The organism is Symploca atlantica LB2515, from assembly GCF_052546295.1.
Map to the genome: position 1 here is coordinate 5,694,025 of NZ_JBQWMT010000001.1, position 22,845 is coordinate 5,716,869.

The window sequence follows — 22,845 nt, forward strand, 5'->3', positions numbered from 1 at the left end:
AATTAATATGAATCCCTATCAGGGATTGAAACGCCATCGCCCGCCAGCGCCCCCAATTGTAAGGGGGTCTCAATTAATATGAATCCCTATCAGGGATTGAAACGCTGCGCGATTATCAATTGGCAAGAGAGGCAATTGCCTCTCTTGTCTCAATTAATATGAATCCCTATCAGGGATTGAAACGTAGCCGTCTGCTTTAATTCATTGGGCAGACTATACGTCTCAATTAATATGAATCCCTATCAGGGATTGAAACTTAAATCTAACCGAGAGTGCTTGCCACGCTGAGCACGTAGTCTCAATTAATATGAATCCCTATCAGGGATTGAAACGCTCACGGCTCTACCTCCAGGACGCTATTGCTCAAGCAAGGGTCTCAATTAATATGAATCCCTATCAGGGATTGAAACCGACGCCGATTTGGAGCGAGAAAAACTCATCAGCGTCTCAATTAATATGAATCCCTATCAGGGATTGAAACGCGGCGCTTCGCCGCTGGAATGTGATTTTGGAAGGTCTCAATTAATATGAATCCCTATCAGGGATTGAAACTATTATTGGTGCGTTGAACCTCCAATAGACTCCTGTCTCAATTAATATGAATCCCTATCAGGGATTGAAACCATCCCGTACTTTCCTAGCAGCGAAGTATTTCCGTCTCAATTAATATGAATCCCTATCAGGGATTGAAACGTCATTGTAGTATCAGTGATGTATACTGAGAAAAAGTCTCAATTAATATGAATCCCTATCAGGGATTGAAACGCGCTATTCACCGTGGCGGTAAACGGCTTAAATCAAAATATGTCTCAATTAATATGAATCCCTATCAGGGATTGAAACGGTTGGTGCCTAGTTTGGAGCGATTAGCTAAAGCGTCTCAATTAATATGAATCCCTATCAGGGATTGAAACAAAATTCCACAATCAACTCAAGGAACGGAAGCAGCAGCAAGGTCTCAATTAATATGAATCCCTATCAGGGATTGAAACTAATTGTTTTCTCCTGGATGCGATCGCTCAGGTCTCAATTAATATGAATCCCTATCAGGGATTGAAACTTGTGCATTATTAGCACTTAAGATCCACTCTAAGTCTCAATTAATATGAATCCCTATCAGGGATTGAAACCACCTGTGAACGAGAATCTATACCAAGCAAGCTAGTCTCAATTAATATGAATCCCTATCAGGGATTGAAACGGAATATTTGCAATGTGGAGGAGATCTAAAAATGAGTTCAGGTCTCAATTAATATGAATCCCTATCAGGGATTGAAACACAAGCGCTTGATTGGGAAGTTAGGAAGTAAGACTGTCTCAATTAATATGAATCCCTATCAGGGATTGAAACGTCGGTGCAATGGTGGGAATCATTGCGATCGCTCGTCTCAATTAATATGAATCCCTATCAGGGATTGAAACACGACACTCGAACCTAAGATAAAAAGCCTCAATGTCTCAATTAATATGAATCCCTATCAGGGATTGAAACCTAGAGCCTTAACCTCTGACTCTTGGCTTAAAATGTCTCAATTAATATGAATCCCTATCAGGGATTGAAACCATTTCATCATTCAGCCATTGAGTAAGAAGTCGGTTGTCTCAATTAATATGAATCCCTATCAGGGATTGAAACTAGAGCGATTGCTTGCACCACCAGCTACTGGTGTTCACTGGGTCTCAATTAATATGAATCCCTATCAGGGATTGAAACTTACAGGCTGGATCTCGCAAAGCATAAAAACAGGTCTCAATTAATATGAATCCCTATCAGGGATTGAAACAAAACGGATTTACTACACATCTAGGGCAGATCTCAGTCTCAATTAATATGAATCCCTATCAGGGATTGAAACTCATCCTGACTCAATAATTACTGGCACTTTAATTGCGTCTCAATTAATATGAATCCCTATCAGGGATTGAAACGACCACAGAGTATCTCTTGATACCCGCGCCCTCTAGTCTCAATTAATATGAATCCCTATCAGGGATTGAAACCACCTAGGGCTTTCTTCCCGCAGAAGTGTATCAATAAAGGTCTCAATTAATATGAATCCCTATCAGGGATTGAAACACTATTGGAATTCCTGGAAAAAGAGGAAAAAGCCGTCTCAATTAATATGAATCCCTATCAGGGATTGAAACAATGATGGCTTGAGGATTGAATCTAATCCATATTTCGTCTCAATTAATATGAATCCCTATCAGGGATTGAAACATAGGAAACACTGCCTCAAGGATGTCCATCGTCTCAATTAATATGAATCCCTATCAGGGATTGAAACAACCTTGAGGCTCACGCCGCGATACTCAATGAAAAATACCGCGTCTCAATTAATATGAATCCCTATCAGGGATTGAAACGCTTCTGCCCACCCGGATCACCGCCTAGGTCAGGTGTCTCAATTAATATGAATCCCTATCAGGGATTGAAACGAGGCGGCGCTAGTAGCTCACTATCAGGCTACGGGTCTCAATTAATATGAATCCCTATCAGGGATTGAAACGCGACCAAGGATCTAACTAGGACGAACTGGGGCAAGTCTCAATTAATATGAATCCCTATCAGGGATTGAAACCACTAAATTTCACTCGCCTTGGATTTTTCCCAGTCGTCTCAATTAATATGAATCCCTATCAGGGATTGAAACGAGTATCTTTCATACACTTCTCAAGGCTTAATGTGCTGGTCTCAATTAATATGAATCCCTATCAGGGATTGAAACAAAAAATCGATGTAGTTACCGGGGTAACGATTGGGTCTCAATTAATATGAATCCCTATCAGGGATTGAAACATAGCATAGCTAAATAAGCCGCTATTACTAATCACCCCGTCTCAATTAATATGAATCCCTATCAGGGATTGAAACGGATTGGGCGATGGAACTTGAACGAAGACAACAAGGTCTCAATTAATATGAATCCCTATCAGGGATTGAAACTTTTGTGGGATGAGCCGTAAGTGTTGTGATGATTGTCTCAATTAATATGAATCCCTATCAGGGATTGAAACAAATTGCTGGCTTGATAATGAAAGCCTATCGAATGATGGCAATAGCGTCTCAATTAATATGAATCCCTATCAGGGATTGAAACAATCGCTCAAGTAACTACGGCAATTAATGGCACTGTCTCAATTAATATGAATCCCTATCAGGGATTGAAACGGGGTGGGCAGAAGCGACAACTACGAATCTATCTAGTCTCAATTAATATGAATCCCTATCAGGGATTGAAACTTAAAAGTATCCCTCAATTCGGGGGGCATTAAAGTCTCAATTAATATGAATCCCTATCAGGGATTGAAACGCTTCTCTACTTTCCAGCTCGAAGAGATGGCCGCAAAAGGTCTCAATTAATATGAATCCCTATCAGGGATTGAAACGGGTTCATTATTAATCCCGTATCGCTGAGCAGTCGTCTCAATTAATATGAATCCCTATCAGGGATTGAAACAACCCTTCAGTATCCAAGGCAAACGACGAGGAGGTCTCAATTAATATGAATCCCTATCAGGGATTGAAACTGATTTTGGGAAGCGACTAAACGAGCAGATAAAGGTCTCAATTAATATGAATCCCTATCAGGGATTGAAACCTTTTGAGTCTGGAGGTTGGGGAATCTCGCCAGCCGTCTCAATTAATATGAATCCCTATCAGGGATTGAAACATTAGCTCTTAGTACTAGTAAGTGCATTTTAGGAGGTCTCAATTAATATGAATCCCTATCAGGGATTGAAACGATAGCCTGCTTAGAGAGTTAGAGCAAATGCGCCGTCTCAATTAATATGAATCCCTATCAGGGATTGAAACTTGGAATACCTACAAACCGATTATGTGAGCCAGAGTCTCAATTAATATGAATCCCTATCAGGGATTGAAACGAATTAGCAGATTCAACTTCAAACAACTCCGACAGTCTCAATTAATATGAATCCCTATCAGGGATTGAAACCTTAAATTTCTTGCGGTCACGGTGCTGAACATAGTCTCAATTAATATGAATCCCTATCAGGGATTGAAACTTGTTGCCCCCAGGAAAAACTTCCCTGAGGAAACAAAGTCTCAATTAATATGAATCCCTATCAGGGATTGAAACGATGCCTAGTGGCTTGATATGCGCTCGGTTCGGTCTCAATTAATATGAATCCCTATCAGGGATTGAAACTTCTATTTCGGCAGTGGGCAAAAGAGGCTGAGAAGTCTCAATTAATATGAATCCCTATCAGGGATTGAAACTCCACCGGAGAAACCCAGCTTCTATGCCCTCGGCAACAGAAGTCTCAATTAATATGAATCCCTATCAGGGATTGAAACAACCATCAACCGGGGAGAACTTGAGAGCCTACCAGGCTGGTCTCAATTAATATGAATCCCTATCAGGGATTGAAACAGGGGAGGCTGAGGTAGCTGAGTAGACAGAGGAATCTGGGGTCTCAATTAATATGAATCCCTATCAGGGATTGAAACGCCTTTTTGGGCTTCCGTACGAAGTCGAAATGCCGTCTCAATTAATATGAATCCCTATCAGGGATTGAAACATTCAGTAATCTTCCCAAGGAAACTATTCGGGTCTCAATTAATATGAATCCCTATCAGGGATTGAAACTGGCTGACTCCACACCAGACAGCATCCCTGACCCGTCTCAATTAATATGAATCCCTATCAGGGATTGAAACACCTACTGCATCTATCAGTTGCTGATAGAATGTCTCAATTAATATGAATCCCTATCAGGGATTGAAACCAGGCCAATTTCCTTGTGGCTACCTTACATAAATGTTTGTGTCTCAATTAATATGAATCCCTATCAGGGATTGAAACACTGATTTTTATTACGCAAAATGGCTTAATGAAGTCTCAATTAATATGAATCCCTATCAGGGATTGAAACGAAGCAAAGCAACCACAAACACCAGAAGACAGTCTCAATTAATATGAATCCCTATCAGGGATTGAAACAAAAGCAAAGCTGAATGCTCTCTCATTGGTGGCTAGTCTCAATTAATATGAATCCCTATCAGGGATTGAAACTTGGGGCTGGGACTGCGGCTAGACGGGGACTCGTCTCAATTAATATGAATCCCTATCAGGGATTGAAACAGCACGTGATTATCCTTATGGATTTAACAAAGATAGAGTCTCAATTAATATGAATCCCTATCAGGGATTGAAACTCAGTATTCTTATCCTTCTGGGATTATATGGACTGTCTCAATTAATATGAATCCCTATCAGGGATTGAAACAACCCTTTAGCATCCAGGGAAAAAGAAGAGGAGCAGTCTCAATTAATATGAATCCCTATCAGGGATTGAAACCCGCACCACTAAACTCGTTGTGAATAAGGAATTCAGCTAATGTCTCAATTAATATGAATCCCTATCAGGGATTGAAACGATAAGTGTTTTATCGGGTTGTGGGTGGCATCTGCTTTATTGTCTCAATTAATATGAATCCCTATCAGGGATTGAAACGTACTATAAGACTCTTGATTATGGCCGTTACCGAGCCTAGTCTCAATTAATATGAATCCCTATCAGGGATTGAAACGCTATCTCGGAGCTTTTACATCAAAGGATTAGGGTCTCAATTAATATGAATCCCTATCAGGGATTGAAACTTCTTGGGGAGATTACTGAATGCCTCTAATAGGTCTCAATTAATATGAATCCCTATCAGGGATTGAAACTGGGCAAATAGCCTGCGAGGGTGACCACACCTCGTCTCAATTAATATGAATCCCTATCAGGGATTGAAACATCTGTCGTGGTTATACCTATGGTGATTACCGCAAGTCTCAATTAATATGAATCCCTATCAGGGATTGAAACCTTCCTCATCATCTACCCAGTTATCTCCCCCACAGTCTCAATTAATATGAATCCCTATCAGGGATTGAAACAGCATCAAGTTGAGCTAGTGTGGGTTTAGCCTCGTCTCAATTAATATGAATCCCTATCAGGGATTGAAACAGGAACTGTTGGTTCTCTGCCGCTTGAGCGCGTCTCAATTAATATGAATCCCTATCAGGGATTGAAACCTAGCTGCACCAAGCTAGCCATATTTCCTTCCAAGGTCTCAATTAATATGAATCCCTATCAGGGATTGAAACAACCCTTACAAGCCCATGTACTTATCAGAAAGTTTGTCTCAATTAATATGAATCCCTATCAGGGATTGAAACGGCTCAGGGGAATTGCGGATGCCCAAAGACAAGCAATAGTGGTCTCAATTAATATGAATCCCTATCAGGGATTGAAACACAAAAGAATCAATATTTCTCTGCCAGAAGAAGTATTACAAGTCTCAATTAATATGAATCCCTATCAGGGATTGAAACTTCCCCGCTTGGAGGTGTTTCACTGGCCCGTGTTGCCGCCAGTCTCAATTAATATGAATCCCTATCAGGGATTGAAACGAAGTTTGTGAGGAATGGCGTGAAGTGTGTCTTAGAGTCTCAATTAATATGAATCCCTATCAGGGATTGAAACATTTGGTAGAGAGTATTCCCACTATCAGACGCCACAGCGTCTCAATTAATATGAATCCCTATCAGGGATTGAAACCTCTAGTTCTTCCGGATTCTCTGCGTCCAATCTTGGTCTCAATTAATATGAATCCCTATCAGGGATTGAAACATTGCGGAGGATCTATCAGAGGCGCTGTGCATGTCTCAATTAATATGAATCCCTATCAGGGATTGAAACGATTTCGCCCTCCGCGAGGGGGCAGTAAACGGGGTCTCAATTAATATGAATCCCTATCAGGGATTGAAACTTTTCGGTCTACGTTGTAGCATAAAAGTTGCCTCGTCTCAATTAATATGAATCCCTATCAGGGATTGAAACAGCCTGTTCAGCTCTCCGAAAAAAGCTTGATTTTCGTCTCAATTAATATGAATCCCTATCAGGGATTGAAACACCTTTTGCCTCTAGGCGATCACCTTTTGCCTCATTGTCTCAATTAATATGAATCCCTATCAGGGATTGAAACATCTTTGATTCTTCCGCCTTTACCAACTCACTAGGTCTCAATTAATATGAATCCCTATCAGGGATTGAAACGAGCTGGGGCTAATCAGTAGGCGCTTTGAGGCGCGTCTCAATTAATATGAATCCCTATCAGGGATTGAAACGCGTAAAAACCATCGAAAACCTATGGTAACTGAATCGTCTCAATTAATATGAATCCCTATCAGGGATTGAAACACAGATGTGGACAGCAGTACCATAATCAGGGTGCGTCTCAATTAATATGAATCCCTATCAGGGATTGAAACAAAACCTCACAAGCCGCTGAACGCTCATCTGGACTAGTCTCAATTAATATGAATCCCTATCAGGGATTGAAACGTACCATAAGACTTTTCTTTTGGCGGCTTGGCGACCTGCTGTCTCAATTAATATGAATCCCTATCAGGGATTGAAACCATTCCCTTCCCCTCCTCTATTTTCCAATATCCAGTCTCAATTAATATGAATCCCTATCAGGGATTGAAACTTGGCTGCATCTTTGGGCTTCCGTACGAAGTCGAAAGTCTCAATTAATATGAATCCCTATCAGGGATTGAAACGCATACTACGACCGATAATTCCCAAGCTCTTAGAGTCTCAATTAATATGAATCCCTATCAGGGATTGAAACTGCACCAATTGATTGCTTAGCATTGCCGCATTATGCAGAGTCTCAATTAATATGAATCCCTATCAGGGATTGAAACGAGACTGATGAGTTTGTAGAGAGTATTATCAGTTCGTCTCAATTAATATGAATCCCTATCAGGGATTGAAACAAGTATTCATAGGCATAGCCTATCAGCCAATAGCAATACCAAGTCTCAATTAATATGAATCCCTATCAGGGATTGAAACTTCCTTCAAGAGGTTTTTCCCGATGGAGGCAGACCTGTCTCAATTAATGGGACTTAGACAGATTTCAAGCCCAAACAAAGCCCAAAGCAGCTTTGTGAGCAAAGAATACGTCCCGATTGTGGTTCAACCACTCCATAAAACGGAAAGACATCGCTGTCCGAAACGCCTCTAATGCTTCAGTAAAGGTGTTTAAAGGTTTCGATGCCCAACGCCGTCTTAATCCTCCGGTTAAAGTGTGCCATAAAATAAATGTATAGGCACAAAACACAAGCATGAAATGTCTTATCAGGCTTCTATAATCTCTGACTTGATATTCAGATAAACCCAACCAGCCTTTGGCTTCCCGATAGAAAACTTCTACCCAATTTCTTTGAGAGTAGGTAGTTACTATCCAATCGGCTGTGGCTTTTGTTGATTCAACATTGGTAATAAAATAGTCAACATCACTAGCTTGGTCGAAGGTTGAGGCATTCATGACGATAGCAATTGTTCTCTTTCCTTCAAGCTGTGAGAGTTCAACTTCTACAGGAGCCACCCAAACGGTTTTCAGTTTATCTAGATTGATTTGAACAGGGGTAAAATCTTTTGGCGACAAGGATTCGGCTAACTTATCTAGGCGAATCTCTTCTCGTTGACTTATCCCTATTTCAATTATCACCTTACGGTTTTTGGCTAATCCTCCTATATACTTGAGTTTCCTTTTTTCCAGTTCCAGCAAAAACGTTGTGTTATTTCCATACCCAGCATCAATTAATACGATACCCGGTCGATATCCTCTGTTCATGCTGCGGTCAATTAATGCTAAGCCTAACTCCGGCTTTTTCTGGAATTCAATATCTTTTTTTCCTTCAGCTAAAGAACTAGCGTGTTGAGATAACTCTATATCTAACGGTAGGCTTTTTTTCCCATCATATAGATGAGTTGTTACCACTACTATTCCGTTGTCTGTCTTCCCGATTTCTCCAATGTACTGTCGTCCTACTCCCGCCGTGAAATTGCCACTTTTCCTATGTCCTGAGTCATCTACAATTAACGTGAATCCTCTACTTATTCGGGTTGGGCTACACTGATTCATCACCAGTAGACGCCGCTCATTTACCTGTTGAGCATTCCAGGGGGCTTCCGTTAAAAAATGATGTAATCGGTGGTAAGTCACTCCCACCGCGTTATCCGCCATTTGAGACAGGTTTTTTCCTTCACTTTCCCCTAATAATCCCCCAATATAGTTCCTAAACTCCCTTTTTTGCGCTTGATGTCTCCAGACATCATCAAAGCGTTTGCACCATCTATCGAAGCAAGGAGGCATGGCGGCGGGGGTTGTCTCTTTCCTGTCTTACACTCTAATGTCAAATGGCTGCCATGCCTAAATTATACCTTTATTAACTCTTTATTTTCGTTTAAGTCCCGTTAATATGAATCCCTATCAGGGATTGAAACAAGAAGTCAGGGAAGAACTTAAGTCGGTCTCCCCTGAGTCTCAATTAATATGAATCCCTATCAGGGATTGAAACTTTGTAATAAGCCTTTTTAGCTTCAGAGCGCTTGCGTCTCAATTAATATGAATCCCTATCAGGGATTGAAACAGTTTGCCAGCGGGGAGTTTGGGTAACCTAGACCCGTCTCAATTAATATGAATCCCTATCAGGGATTGAAACTTATAGCGCGACTGATAATTCCCAAGCCCTTAGAGTCTCAATTAATATGAATCCCTATCAGGGATTGAAACAGCAAAAATCGGCTCAGCATGCCGTCCGGGTCTTGTCTCAATTAATATGAATCCCTATCAGGGATTGAAACTATGCCCCAAGGTTTTTGAGCGGCTGAATTGATAAGGTCTCAATTAATATGAATCCCTATCAGGGATTGAAACTCATTTTCATGCTTATTTTCCTCTAAAGTTCCTCTTTAGTCTCAATTAATATGAATCCCTATCAGGGATTGAAACACGTGGTCGAACCGTTTACACCCCCATCCGCGTCTCAATTAATATGAATCCCTATCAGGGATTGAAACCGTAAATCATCAGAGCTAGAGCAGTATGCTGACCGTCTTGAGGTCTCAATTAATATGAATCCCTATCAGGGATTGAAACAGACTGGGCAGACCAACTCAGTTCAGAGATAGACGCGCAGGTCTCAATTAATATGAATCCCTATCAGGGATTGAAACTTCTGCCCGCCATTCCTTTATCCAGTCTTCAAGTCTCAATTAATATGAATCCCTATCAGGGATTGAAACCACCTCAGCAATTGACAAGACAGAAGACCTACAAGCCTCGTCTCAATTAATATGAATCCCTATCAGGGATTGAAACTTAAATCCTGAATCGCTTACAAACAGGATTGAAAGTCTCAATTAATATGAATCCCTATCAGGGATTGAAACATGTAGAGCATCAAATCAGATTGCTCAAAAATAGGTCTCAATTAATATGAATCCCTATCAGGGATTGAAACCTATAAAAAAAACCCCAGTTTTCACCTACTAAAATTGTCTCAATTAATATGAATCCCTATCAGGGATTGAAACACTTTTCCTGTGGCACCAGCTCACCATCCGAGCTGATCGTCTCAATTAATATGAATCCCTATCAGGGATTGAAACATTTAATCTTTAGTCTCCATGCAATTATCAACGTCTCAATTAATATGAATCCCTATCAGGGATTGAAACTTCTGAAACTGCTTTACGGTGACATTGACTTGAGTCTCAATTAATATGAATCCCTATCAGGGATTGAAACGATCTAGCCGCGCCTATCGACCCAGATAACTACGTCTCAATTAATATGAATCCCTATCAGGGATTGAAACTAGAGCCAAGGGATATTTATTTTTTTGCCTTGGCGCAGAGAATCCCAGCAAGTCTCAATTAATATGAATCCCTATCAGGGATTGAAACTACAGGGACTGCAAGGGGCCCGTGGACTGACTGGCGGTCTCAATTAATATGAATCCCTATCAGGGATTGAAACCGATTAGCGGACTTCCATTTTGTTTGTAAATCCTGGTCTCAATTAATACAGCGGTTCCCGCTGTTATAGGGCACAGTTAATTTGAGTTTTGGATAAGGGCAACATAACGAATGAAAGCATATTCAGTCGATCTGCGAGAAAAAATCGTGGCAGCACATTTAGTACAAAAGCTGTCAATTAGAACAGTTGCCGCCAGATTTTCTGTTAGTAAAAGTCTTGTTCAAAAATTGGTGAAGCAACAAAAAACTGAGGGGAATTTACAGCCAAAAAAGAGAGGAAAGCCACAATTTAGTCATTTGACTAATGCCGAAGTAGAGGTCAGAGCACTGGTGGCAGATTATCCTGATGCCACCTTAGTAGAGTTAGGCGAGTTGTTTTTACAAAAAACTGGAAATTGGGTGAGTAAAACAGCGATGTGTCGCTATTTACAAATCTTAGAGCTCCCCCGTAAAAAAAAACTGGTACAGTAGCCAAGCGGCAACAGAACGAGTTCAGAAACTCAGATTGGAGTATTGGTAAAAAATCAAAGACATCAAGCCATAAAACCTAGTATTCTTGGATGAAACGGGGATGATACTAGGTGCGTCCAGAACTCATGCTCGTTCGCAACCAGGAACAAGAGTATCTCAACTAAAAGCATTTTACCGAGGGGCAAAAGTTACAGCTATTGCTGCAATTAGTCGGGAGAAGGTGCTAGCACTAATGACCATGAATGATTCTCTGGATGGGGCAGCATTTGTTGTATTTATTGAGCAATTTTTATGTCCTCAATTATGGCCAGGAGCCGTAGTAGTAAGGGATAATTTACCAGCTCATAAACTAACATTAGTTGTACCCAAAATTGAAGCAGTAGGTGCAAGTGTTATTTACAGCAGTTCCCGCTGTTACTGTACCTCGTAACAGCGGGAACTGCTGTATGAATCCCTATCAGGGATTGAAACGCTTGCCAATTGGTGCAAACAAACAACGCTCCGCAGGTCTCAATTAATATGAATCCCTATCAGGGATTGAAACCTTGCTCCAATCTCAGGCGGTGAGGGATGGAGTCTCAATTAATATGAATCCCTATCAGGGATTGAAACGTGAGCTAGCGGGACTTAAACGAAAATAAAGAGTTAATAAAGGTATAATTTAGGCATGGCAGCCATTTGACATTAGAGTGTAAGACAGGAAAGAGACAACCCCCGCCGCCATGCCTCCTTGCTTCGATAGATGGTGCAAACGCTTTGATGATGTCTGGAGACATCAAGCGCAAAAAAGGGAGTTTAGGAACTATATTGGGGGATTATTAGGGGAAAGTGAAGGAAAAAACCTGTCTCAAATGGCGGATAACGCGGTGGGAGTGACTTACCACCGATTACATCATTTTTTAACGGAAGCCCCCTGGAATGCTCAACAGGTAAATGAGCGGCGTCTACTGGTGATGAATCAGTGTAGCCCAACCCGAATAAGTAGAGGATTCACGTTAATTGTAGATGACTCAGGACATAGGAAAAGTGGCAATTTCACGGCGGGAGTAGGACGACAGTACATTGGAGAAATCGGGAAGACAGACAACGGAATAGTAGTGGTAACAACTCATCTATATGATGGGAAAAAAAGCCTACCGTTAGATATAGAGTTATCTCAACACGCTAGTTCTTTAGCTGAAGGAAAAAAAGATATTGAATTCCAGAAAAAGCCGGAGTTAGGCTTAGCATTAATTGACCGCAGCATGAACAGAGGATATCGACCGGGTATCGTATTAATTGATGCTGGGTATGGAAATAACACAACGTTTTTGCTGGAACTGGAAAAAAGGAAACTCAAGTATATAGGAGGATTAGCCAAAAACCGTAAGGTGATAATTGAAATAGGGATAAGTCAACGAGAAGAGATTCGCCTAGATAAGTTAGCCGAATCCTTGTCGCCAAAAGATTTTACCCCTGTTCAAATCAATCTAGATAAACTGAAAACCGTTTGGGTGGCTCCTGTAGAAGTTGAACTCTCACAGCTTGAAGGAAAGAGAACAATTGCTATCGTCATGAATGCCTCAACCTTCGACCAAGCTAGTGATGTTGACTATTTTATTACCAATGTTGAATCAACAAAAGCCACAGCCGATTGGATAGTAACTACCTACTCTCAAAGAAATTGGGTAGAAGTTTTCTATCGGGAAGCCAAAGGCTGGTTGGGTTTATCTGAATATCAAGTCAGAGATTATAGAAGCCTGATAAGACATTTCATGCTTGTGTTTTGTGCCTATACATTTATTTTATGGCACACTTTAACCGGAGGATTAAGACGGCGTTGGGCATCGAAACCTTTAAACACCTTTACTGAAGCATTAGAGGCGTTTCGGACAGCGATGTCTTTCCGTTTTATGGAGTGGTTGAACCACAATCGGGACGTATTCTTTGCTCACAAAGCTGCTTTGGGCTTTGTTTGGGCTTGAAATCTGTCTAAGTCCCACTAGTAAAAGATTGCAAAGAAGTATCCATATCTGTCTCAATTAATATGAATCCCTATCAGGGATTGAAACAAATTTCAGGTTTACCTGACAGAAGATTTGAGAACACAGTGTCTCAATTAATATGAATCCCTATCAGGGATTGAAACATTGAGTGGGTAATGCCAATCAGCCCGTAAGCCGGTCTCAATTAATATGAATCCCTATCAGGGATTGAAATACGGAGAAAGCGATCGCTTTCTATAATGCGATCGCGAGAACTATTAATCCTACTGCATCTGGGCGAGAGTTGCGTTTTGGTAGTAATGAGCCAAAATCTGCTGGTAGTCGAAACCCTGAAGCGCTAAATTATGAGCTCCCCACTGGCTTAAACCCAGTCCGTGACCAAAACCACGACCTCTAATATGAAAACCATTGCCAGTAGGTTCAACAGAAAATAGCGTACTTCTAAGACCTAGGACTTTGCGTAGATCCTTACCACTGACACTCCGACTACCGCCAGTACCTTTCACCCTCATCGTAATAATACGTCCTTGGGGAGTCGTACGTTCTGGCGTCATTTCAATGACATTACCGACACCAGAAATCTTACCACTAAGTTCGCCCAAAGAAAAGTCTTTTGTCCACTCGTAAACTGGTGCTCCTACGTCATAATCCGGGACACCCCGCAAATAGGGTAGAGGACTTGTCCAAATGTCTTCCACATTTTCTGTATGTCCCCCCGAAGCAGAGTGGAAAACGGCGAGAATCACCTGTCCACCATAAGTCATCACCTGACCAGTAGTAGCATCTACCGCCTGATGGGTAGTATTAGCTTCAGTTTCCAGACCTTTGTAAACTTGATAGGTAGTAGTGTCATCGACATCATAGATGGGATTGCGGTTAGTATGAACCTTATTGAGTGCATAAGAGCGCGCCGCCACAGCTTGTGCTTTAAGAGCTTCCAAAGGCCAATTTGAACTCATTTCTGCGCCTAGAACACTATAGAGATATTGTTCTAGATCAACGTAGTTAATGGCAGTTAAACCTTTACTAGTAGGAACAACCTGAGTGCGTCCCCGATACCAGCGATCGCCAATCCAGACAAAACCATCTCCAGTTGGTTCAACCCAGAGTTGACCAGATCGCCACTCACCTAGTGATACGCCACCACTAGCACTTTTCGCCTCGAAGCCTTTCATTGCCTCTAGTTCTCCCACTTGCTGTCCTGTACTATCGCGGACAACTGCTTTAGTGGAACTACCCACAGTCACGCGGCTGATATTCTCATCAATCGCCACCCGTAGCTGCATTGCTGCTTGAGCCGGGCCTATAAGGAAAATCCACAATAAAAAAGAGAGCCACCAATTACGCCCTCCGAGTAATATCAATTGTTTGAGCATAGATAATAATAGAGAAACTCGTAAATGTGCAGTTGACATTTTTCAGCCTTCCTCACGCGACAAAATTTATGGCTTTTGGGCTGAAAAGTAATTTCCATTGAGTCCGTACGGTTCCTAGATCACTTAATACAAACCTCTTGAGCAAAAACCGGCAGAGATTAATCTTGGTTGTGTATAGTCGAACAAACCTGTTAAATCTTCCCAAGGTTGTACTCTTTCAGTTAGATCTATTTTGCTATGTGTAGCATATTTACAGTTCCAAGGCTAGAGAGATTGACCTCTGTTAAGCAACGTCCTTTCGTCTGATCAACTTTGTACCATAATGAGGGAATAAGGAGATGTAATTTCCTTTCCCTGATTGAGGTTGACGAGCAGCGACGTGCAAATTACTTTTCTAGGAACCAGCTCCGGAGTGCCAACGCGATCGCGTAATGTTTCCAGTGTGGCGCTGCGTCTACCCCAGCGTGCAGAAGTCTGGCTGTTTGACTGTGGTGAAGGTACTCAACATCAACTACTGCGCAGTGACCTGAAAATTAGTCAGATCAGCCGCATTTTCATTACCCATATGCACGGCGACCACATTTTTGGGTTGATGGGACTCTTAGCTAGCTGTGGTTTGGCTGGCAATACAGATCGAATTGATATTTACGGTCCTGCTGAGTTGGCCCAATATCTCCGTGCTTCTCAAAAATACTCTCGTACTAACCTTGCCTTTCCCCTCAAAATCCATCCTATTGAGCCTGGGGTAGTAGTTTACGAAGATCAAGAATTCATAGTGAGCTGTAATCCCCTGAAGCATCGTATCCCGGCTTGTGGCTACCGAGTTACAGAAAAAGACAGACCAGGACGTTTTAATGTAAAAAAAGCTAATGCCTTGGGTATTCCCTCTGGCCCACTCTACGGTAAACTCAAAAATGGCGAGACAGTAACTTTACCAGACGGTCGTCAGATTAAGGGTACTGAACTATGTGGAGAGCCAGAAATTGGTCGCAAATTTGCTTATTGCACCGATACCGTCTTCTGTGAGCAGGCGATTGAACTGGCTCAGGATGCTGATCTGTTGATCCATGAAGCTACCTTCGCCCATCAAGATTCCCAGATGGCTTTTGAGCGCTTGCATTCCACTTCCACCATGGCGGCGCAAGTGGCTTTAGGAGCTGGTGCTAAGCAGCTAATTATGACTCATTTTAGCCCTCGCTATGCTCCTGGCAATGGTATTGTTCTCGATGACTTGCTTCAAGAAGCACGGGCAATTTTCCCTAATACAAAATTAGCCTATGACTTCTTGACCTATGATGTACCTCGGCGACTGCCCAAAGAACTAGTAAAGACTGGCGGTTAGCAGTCTCTCAATTAAAATTGCCCTATCAGGTTTTGAAGACAGCATGCAAAACACCGCTGAATACACCTGCGCCTACTGTGGCGAAGTTAATTTAACTTTTATTGACTTCAGTGCTGGCGGACAGCAGTCTTATATTGAGGATTGTCAAATATGTTGTCGTCCCAATATTTTGTATGTACGCATTGATGAAGACACCCTCGACATTGAAATTGATACTGAATACGAAGGTTGAGAGAATTCAATAATTTTTTCTGTAGCACATACGTGCGCCATAGTGCTCAAGCACCATTAACTCTAGATGACTTAGCTGAATTGGTTGTCCCAAGGAAATTTGCGTAAGTACTGGTAGAATTAGTCTAAAGGGTGCTGGTAAATTCTTAAGAAGGCGCGGATTAGTATTCTTCCATCACTTTCGGATAAATTGACGATTTTTCGGGGATACAACCCATGAAAATTCAAGGTTTCACCCCAAACTGATAGAAGAAAGAGAGCTAGTACTGATGAAAGAGCATTAATCTACGATGTCTGGGAGAGTAACTCCTGATATAGATACTGTAACTCACCAAGTTGAGTTTTTGAAGCAAGTTGTTGTAGTCATGCTTGGGCTAGCTTTGACTAATGCGCTTCACAATTTTATTGCAGGAGATTGGGCTAAAGATTTCACACCACCTTCACGTTTTGAAGAAACATTCGTTTTTTGTTTATTGATATTAAATCTTATTCGTTTCTTTTATGGCAATTGGATGTCTCTTGAGAAAACTTTTGATAGAAAAAGATTTGAGGGGAAAGCATATCTCATAAATTTTGTGATTGTTATAAGTCAGAGTATTGCTTTTACGGTTCTAAGTTTTTATAAACAACTGTATCCTTACTTTTTTATAATTTTTGTTACTGTTTTATTCATTGATGTGCTTGGCTTTGGCTTGTTGTTGACGACGAAGGATCGCCAAAGACTTCAGCTTCAAATTCAGTGGTTGTTTAACAACCTGTGGGCTGCGGTTGCTCTTTCTTTCATCATCAATCCTATCATTGCTAACCACAAGAACTTTTTCTGGGCAGCAATTTTGGTGTCGAGCGTGAATACTATCATTAGTTTTTGGATAAGTTGGAAGTTCTACTTACCTGTTAACTCAGCAAGCACTAATCAATAAATCGTTTTCTTGAAAGGTAAGGGACTCGCGGTAAATGTAGACAAAAAAAACGATTGAACAATTTTAGAGTGTGGAAGCCTTATTGCTCCGTAGCACCGTATAACGAACGGTTGAACAATCTCTCGATAATTCTGGAGTCAAGCTGATAATCTATCAAATTTTTAGTTTATTTTGAGATAAAACGGTAGAACAATTTCTCTTTTATCTTTAGACATCTCCAAAATATAAATTATGAGATAATTAAGGCATAACTAATTAACGTTTGGGGTGCAGAAACTGTGAGTTATACCTGGGAGTACTTGCAACGTAATCATCAAGAAGCCAAGCGCTTGGTAGGAATTAGCTATGAGCAGTTGATTCAACTAATTGAACAAGCCAAACTTTGACATGAGCAGAGACAGAGAGAAATTGAGAAAAAGAAAACTCGGCTGATTAGTGCTGGCGGTGGCAAGACTTCTCTTCTTGCTCTTGAAGAACAAATTATATTAACTTTAATCTATTTACGTCATCATCTGAGCTTTCAGATTCTGGGCTTATTATTTCAAGTAAGCGAATCGACAGCCAATAACATGTTTAATTATTGGCAAGTTCTGTTGCGAGAATCACTACCAGCTAGCTTACTAGAACAAGTAAAAAAGTGCGAAGAAGAGGAGGAAGCAATTATTGAGATGTTGGCAGAGCAGGAGTTAATAGTAGATAGCGCTGAGCAAAGCCGATCAAGACCTTCAGACTATCAAGAGCAAAAATCATTCTACTCAGGTAAGAAGAAAAATCACACTTTTAAAAATCAGTTTATTGTCTTGCCCAAAGGTAAAGATATTATCGATGTAGTAGCAGGAAAACCAGGAACCAAAAGTGACATAAGTCTGATGCGGGAACGTCTGAAACAATTTGATAAAAATCAACTATTTAGTGCTGATCAAGCCTATCTAGGAGAACTTCAAATTCGCACTCCTCAGAAAAAACCGAAAAATGGAGAACTAACCTCACAGCAAAAAGAAGCCAATAAAAAGCTATCTTCTAACCGCATTTTTGTAGAACACGTGATTCGTTTAATCAAGATATTTAAAATAGCACAAGAAAGATTTCGTCTGGAAGCCAGTAAATATGAGTCAGTTATCCTAACCATTTGTGGTTTAGTAAGACTGAGAATTGAGCGGTTAGTTTTCTCGGCAGTGAAAACCCCTGAATACTCAAAGAGAAATGAGATTATTAACCTTGATAGTTTGGCAGTTAAATTAACAACAAAAGCCCCTGATGCTTATGGAGCCGTTGAATCGAGCTAAATCTGTGGAAGTTAGTTTAAGGCTTCAAAGTAAGTCAGGGAGACACTCTTAGCTTTCTGGAGATGCCTTTTGGGTAGCTTCGTTCTCCTGCGATCATGGACAAACTTTTCTTATCATCATGACTCCCACCTCACGCTTGTCTATGTAACAACCCCTTAAGTACAGCCCAATTTCTCTTTTATCCGTTGACCGTGTTCTGTAATTTTGACTGCCAAAACATTCACATCAATCGGATTATTTGCTACAGAAAGCTTGGTTGCAAAAGTACGACCTGGGTGCAATTGATCCCATACAGAACGTTTCTGTCCAGCACGCCCACTGCCGGGGTCATGAATCCCGAATCCCGATATTTCCCAATTCCAAATCGGATTGAAGTGACGAATTAAAACCGCTTCCCCCCAAGAAACTAAATCGATGTCCATTGCCGCCACTTGGAATTGGAAATCCTCAACAAAAAGATTGTCTACAGCCTGAATCGATTTTTTATGCTCTAATAGACGCCCGTACAAGGTACTACCAATCGTTTTCCGCCCAGTCCGACGACCGCTAGAAGCTGCTTTTCCTACATAAATTGGCATACAGCAAGAATTTAAGTTCGCCTGCTTAATTAGCTCGTACATCGAAAAGTCGCCCCGGTAATATAGGATATAGACCCCCACATATTGGCTCAAGTCTGCCTTTAAAGCATTGAGTTCTTGAAGGTTACAACAATCTTGTCTAGAACAAAAAGCAATCAAACTTTCTGACAGATCGGGCGGGATTCTAAATATTTCTAGCATGGGGTAGATTCTATCAAGCGGCGGCTACGCCTGAATCGCCTTTACTCTCAATAGATGCGTTCTGATACTAGAAGCAAGCACCTCAGCCAAAGCGACCGGAACAGCATTTCCCAACTGCCGCATCGTCTGCGTCCAACAGTGAGGAAAAAAGTATTCATCTGGGAAAGTTTGCAACCTGGCAGCTTCTCGCACCGTGAAATAACGTACCTCCCCGGTGTGGAAAGCCAGCATATTTTCCCCGCCGGGAACACCATGCACTCCCGCCTTCAGCGTTTTGGCGGATTGATCTAAGGGACTACCTGTGTGACCGGGATACTTTCTAGCCCCCGGTATGACAACGTGGTTCAGTACCCTGCTAGAGCCTTCCTCACTGCCCGGAACTGGTAAATCCGAAATAGCATCACGCACCGTGCGCCAGGGCTTTGTCAGAGGTGGGAACAAGCTGGACTGGAGATTGTAGATATGATCGCATTGTTTCTTGGGCACTTCCGGTCGCTCGGAGAGAGGAACTCGATGCCTTTCCCAGTAATCACCCGTCACCCATTGTTCCCAAAGTATTGCCTCCTGGGAATGGGTTGGTGCTGGGAAAGACCACTCCACGCCCAAGTCAGAGCGGAATCCTACCATGAAAACGCGATCGCGCTTTTGGGGAATGCCGTAGTCTGCTGCATTGAGATTGCGAAATACTACGCGGTAGGACAGTCCATCGTGGTGATCGACAGTATGGTGTCGTTCTAATCTTGATAGATGGTCTACCCAATCCTCACCTGACTTTTGCACAATCTCCGGGTAAGTCAGTTGCAGGATAATGTACTCAAAATACTGGCTGAAAGAAGAACGCAACAGACCTTTCACGTTCTCGACTAGAATAGCCTTTGGCTTCAGTTCTCGGACAGCCCGGAAGAACTGGGGGAACATATCTCGCGAGTCATCCCACCCCTGGTGTTTGCCTCCTTGGGAGAAAGGCTGGCATGGTGGCCCTCCGGCTAGGAGGTCGATTTCACCTTTGACTTGGAGCGTCGTAAAATCGAATTGAGTTACATCGGCTGGGAAGACAGGCCAATCAGCTACGGACTGGATACCGCGCTGCTGATTAGATCGAATCGTCAAGCAGGCATTTTTGTCCCGTTCGATCGCCGCTTGATGACGAAACCCTGCATTTGATATACCGATCGCCAACCCCCCGGCTCCCGTGAAAAGTTCAACCGAGTTCATTGTCAGGATTTTATTACCCATTGAGTTTATCTATCCATATTGAAGCTGTTCTGAATCAGTTGGCAGGATACTCAGAAAGAAAGCCTGGAATCGTAGGACAGCTTCCAAATTGTTTGACGGTTTTTTTTAGTCTACAATCAATGTAGACCGAAAAAACGGTTAAACAATTTTAGGATATGGAAGCCTTATTGCTCCGTAACGCCGTATAACGAACGGTTGAACAATTTCTCGATAATTCTTGAGTCAAGCTGATAATCTATCAAATTTTGAGTTGATTTTGAGATAAAACGGTTGGACAATTTCTCTAGAAACCTTGTGTAATAAGGATTATTACTGTTGGCTTTCCAGAAAGCAGTCTGTCCTGAGCAGAGATAGCAGTAAACGGTTTCTCCAATGCGTGTTTTCTAACGCACATACATTACAAAGGGTGGCGCTTCTTTGATGTTGAAGATGCTCCATGTTCTTACAGTTTATGGTTTTTTTAAGAGTGCTGTCTTTCAACTCGAATTATGATTAATCTTTTCTCTCGAAGCTCACCCGTTCTGCTGTTTCCAGCATTTGCCATGCCAAGTACCCCGAATGGAACTGATTCGCATTCATTTGTAGGGCTTGACTTAACTTATAAGCCAGATCTGCGATCGCAACAACCCGCCCTTCACGCAGTTCTCCGGTGATGGTTGGCTGATTATTTTGTCTGCGTAGAGTCTTTCGATAGCGGTTATAGTCCAAAAGTTCCAACGCAAAATGTAACATCTCTGGTTTTTGATGGATGTCGAGATGGCGCAAATTACCCTCGTATAGGCACAGCAATATATTTGGAGAGAGAGACTGCCGTCGCAATTCAGCTAGGGGAGTGTTCTGGTCATCATACGCATCAATGAGTAAACCGGGATAGCCAGAAACTAGATCCGAGCGAATGAGAACACCTGTGGTATGAGTATAAGGAATAGATATAGGCGTGGCGCGATCGCGCTCAAAATCAGCTTGCGTTACCCGTCCAATGCTGTAGGCTCCATCGAGTAAACAACGAATCCAGTTTGGGTCGATCTGGAAGAACCGGATTGACTCCTTAGGCAGTAGCCTTTCATCAGGTACCAAGTATTTAAAGGGCACACCTTGCAGAGAACTCAGCTGTTCCAGCCAGGTTTTTACAGATTCAGGCATCTTAGTGTTGACTGTAACAATCTCGTAGGGATGATCGGATTGTTCTGAACGTTCGTTGCGCTTGTTTTGCTGATCGCGCAGACGCTTCCACTCGTAGAGATTGGTTGAGAAAGTGGGGCTTTGCAGCGCCATTAGCCGCCCCAACTCCCACGCTGATGCGTAGCTAACATCAAACATACCAACGTTGGCGTGGTAACGCAGCAGGGCATCAGAAGTATGCACGGGAAGCTCAACGCTGTCGTTAATTTGCCCTGTTACAAATGGCCCGCGATACCAGGAGAGCGTGTTTCCACCCTGGCGTAGCGCGTGACGAACTGGTACAAACCCTTCTTGTAAGAAGGACTCTGCATCACTGTTGGTATTTGTTGGCAAGCGGAATGAACGATGATCTCGCTCTAACCCCTTGATCATGTTGGCAAAAGTTTGGGTACTGGTGACACAGGCGAAGCGCCAGCTAGTCAGGCTCACCAGACGGATCGAATCATCAAGGCTGGCATTTTGGAAATTGAATCCGCCCCCAGCAGTGTAGCGACCTTCAATGGAGACCAAATGCACGGTGGTCGTTGCACCCGGTTGTGGCAGGCGATTGGCAATGAGCACCGCCTGCTCGCTGTCATCCAAGTCGGTACGGCTGATGGACTCACCACTCAGGTTGATGCGGCGGACATGGGCTAGTATAGCCAGCTCATCCCGACTCGGTAGCAAGGGTTCCAAAACTCGACGTGGGACATCAATCACACTCACTGGATCGCTTGCTTTTTGGTGGTCGTTGAGGGTAAGCGCTGGAAATTTAGCCCCTTGGGTCGCTAGTTCGCCCAAGGTAATCACTTTTGTCTCTGGCTTTTCTTGTTCGCTGAAGACTAGGAGTAACAACCAGGGGTAGGGTGCAGTGCTGCCGTCTGGACTTCGTTCCCAGGGAAGGGTGCTGTGGGTCAAGATAATGTGGGGTAGGACGTTGCTATGATCGCCCAAACTGCCTTGAGGCGGAAAAACGGCCTGAATATCCTCTGGTTTTAGTTGAAACCGTTCGCCTTCAACCCGAAAGCGTCGTGTTGCTGTGAAGGTTTGGGGAGGGATGTAGGCACGGTTATTGGCAGGAACATTTTGAGTTTGGAGTGTATGTTTTACCTGGATTTCATAGTCGCCGCTCGTGAGCGTTGACCGATGGTAGGCTGCAAATACCAGGCTTTCAGGCGTTGGGGAGGCTGGAGCAGAATTGGTCATA

At 42.4% G+C, this 22,845-nt stretch carries 11 protein-coding genes, 1 pseudogene and 2 CRISPR repeat arrays (1 of these 14 only partly in view); of the genes and pseudogenes, 7 read left to right on the forward strand and 5 right to left on the reverse strand.

The features are described 5' to 3' along the window. Positions 1-7,878: a CRISPR direct-repeat array (repeat unit 37 nt; unit sequence GTCTCAATTAATATGAATCCCTATCAGGGATTGAAAC); it begins 514 nt to the left of the window's first position. Between the two features lie 64 nt (positions 7,879-7,942). Next, on the reverse strand, positions 7,943-9,184 hold the full coding sequence (locus ACT7WV_RS23620; protein WP_445101212.1) for an IS701 family transposase: 1,242 nt from the start codon (positions 9,182-9,184) through the stop codon (positions 7,943-7,945). A 94-nt stretch (positions 9,185-9,278) separates the two neighbouring features. Next, positions 9,279-10,853: a CRISPR direct-repeat array (repeat unit 37 nt; unit sequence GTCTCAATTAATATGAATCCCTATCAGGGATTGAAAC). A gap of 109 nt (positions 10,854-10,962) precedes the next feature. On the opposite strand from ACT7WV_RS23620, the gene ACT7WV_RS23625 reads away from it, so the two are divergent. The 3 genes from ACT7WV_RS23625 to ACT7WV_RS23635 all read left to right on the forward strand — a co-directional run bounded on the left by ACT7WV_RS23625 (position 10,963) and on the right by ACT7WV_RS23635 (position 13,286). Then, on the forward strand, positions 10,963-11,322 hold the full coding sequence (locus ACT7WV_RS23625; protein WP_445105222.1) for a COG3415 family protein: 360 nt from the start codon (positions 10,963-10,965) through the stop codon (positions 11,320-11,322). An 85-nt stretch (positions 11,323-11,407) separates the two neighbouring features. Beyond that, positions 11,408-11,752: a transposase gene (locus ACT7WV_RS23630; RefSeq protein WP_445105223.1), complete on the forward strand. Its 345-nt coding sequence runs from the start codon at positions 11,408-11,410 to the stop codon at positions 11,750-11,752. A gap of 292 nt (positions 11,753-12,044) precedes the next feature. Beyond that, positions 12,045-13,286 carry an IS701 family transposase gene (locus ACT7WV_RS23635; protein ID WP_445101212.1) on the forward strand — a complete coding sequence of 414 codons (1,242 nt, stop codon included), beginning with the start codon at positions 12,045-12,047 and terminating at the stop codon, positions 13,284-13,286. Positions 13,287-13,570: 284 nt separating this feature from the next. Here the strand turns inward: ACT7WV_RS23635 and ACT7WV_RS23640 are convergent, their stop codons facing one another. Further along, positions 13,571-14,722, reverse strand: a complete 1,152-nt coding sequence (locus ACT7WV_RS23640; protein WP_445105224.1) for a SpoIID/LytB domain-containing protein — start codon at positions 14,720-14,722, stop codon at positions 13,571-13,573. Between the two features lie 340 nt (positions 14,723-15,062). Here ACT7WV_RS23640 and ACT7WV_RS23645 point away from each other — a divergent pair, with 340 nt between their 5' ends. From ACT7WV_RS23645 to ACT7WV_RS23660, 4 genes and pseudogenes are all read left to right on the forward strand, one after another. Beyond that, positions 15,063-16,025: a ribonuclease Z gene (locus ACT7WV_RS23645; protein ID WP_445105225.1), complete on the forward strand. Its 963-nt coding sequence runs from the start codon at positions 15,063-15,065 to the stop codon at positions 16,023-16,025. 43 nt (positions 16,026-16,068) lie between these two features. Beyond that, positions 16,069-16,257 (forward strand): CPXCG motif-containing cysteine-rich protein, encoded by a 189-nt coding sequence (locus tag ACT7WV_RS23650; protein WP_445105226.1) that lies wholly within the window; start codon positions 16,069-16,071, stop codon positions 16,255-16,257. Positions 16,258-16,546: 289 nt separating this feature from the next. Then, positions 16,547-17,176 (forward strand): hypothetical protein, encoded by a 630-nt coding sequence (locus tag ACT7WV_RS23655; protein ID WP_445105227.1) that lies wholly within the window; start codon positions 16,547-16,549, stop codon positions 17,174-17,176. A 278-nt stretch (positions 17,177-17,454) separates the two neighbouring features. Further along, positions 17,455-18,462: pseudogene (locus ACT7WV_RS23660) on the forward strand (transposase). Positions 18,463-18,617: 155 nt separating this feature from the next. Here the strand turns inward: ACT7WV_RS23660 and ACT7WV_RS23665 are convergent. From ACT7WV_RS23665 to ACT7WV_RS23675, 3 genes are all read right to left on the reverse strand, one after another. After that, a complete protein-coding gene (locus ACT7WV_RS23665) occupies positions 18,618-19,241 on the reverse strand; it encodes an Eco29kI family restriction endonuclease (protein ID WP_445105228.1) in 624 nt (207 codons plus the stop codon). A gap of 24 nt (positions 19,242-19,265) precedes the next feature. Further along, the gene (locus tag ACT7WV_RS23670) at positions 19,266-20,477 is read right to left on the reverse strand and encodes a DNA cytosine methyltransferase (RefSeq protein ID WP_445105229.1); all 1,212 of its coding nucleotides are present in this window, start codon (positions 20,475-20,477) and stop codon (positions 19,266-19,268) included. A gap of 492 nt (positions 20,478-20,969) precedes the next feature. Beyond that, entirely contained in the window at positions 20,970-22,844 is a 1,875-nt protein-coding gene (locus ACT7WV_RS23675) for a hypothetical protein (RefSeq protein ID WP_445105230.1), read from the reverse strand. Position 22,845 lies beyond the last annotated feature (1 nt).

What these genes read in the sequence shown, in the direction of transcription:
- ACT7WV_RS23620 (WP_445101212.1), bottom strand. Translation starts at nt 9,184, where the DNA reads ATGCCTCCTTGCTTCGATAGATGGTGCAAACGCTTTGATGATGTCTGG.
- ACT7WV_RS23625 (WP_445105222.1), top strand. Translation starts at nt 10,963, where the DNA reads ATGAAAGCATATTCAGTCGATCTGCGAGAAAAAATCGTGGCAGCACAT.
- ACT7WV_RS23635 (WP_445101212.1), top strand. Translation starts at nt 12,045, where the DNA reads ATGCCTCCTTGCTTCGATAGATGGTGCAAACGCTTTGATGATGTCTGG.
- ACT7WV_RS23640 (WP_445105224.1), bottom strand. Translation starts at nt 14,722, where the DNA reads ATGTCAACTGCACATTTACGAGTTTCTCTATTATTATCTATGCTCAAA.
- ACT7WV_RS23650 (WP_445105226.1), top strand. Translation starts at nt 16,069, where the DNA reads ATGCAAAACACCGCTGAATACACCTGCGCCTACTGTGGCGAAGTTAAT.
- ACT7WV_RS23655 (WP_445105227.1), top strand. Translation starts at nt 16,547, where the DNA reads ATGTCTGGGAGAGTAACTCCTGATATAGATACTGTAACTCACCAAGTT.
- ACT7WV_RS23665 (WP_445105228.1), bottom strand. Translation starts at nt 19,241, where the DNA reads ATGCTAGAAATATTTAGAATCCCGCCCGATCTGTCAGAAAGTTTGATT.
- ACT7WV_RS23670 (WP_445105229.1), bottom strand. Translation starts at nt 20,477, where the DNA reads ATGGGTAATAAAATCCTGACAATGAACTCGGTTGAACTTTTCACGGGA.
- ACT7WV_RS23675 (WP_445105230.1), bottom strand. Translation starts at nt 22,844, where the DNA reads ATGACCAATTCTGCTCCAGCCTCCCCAACGCCTGAAAGCCTGGTATTT.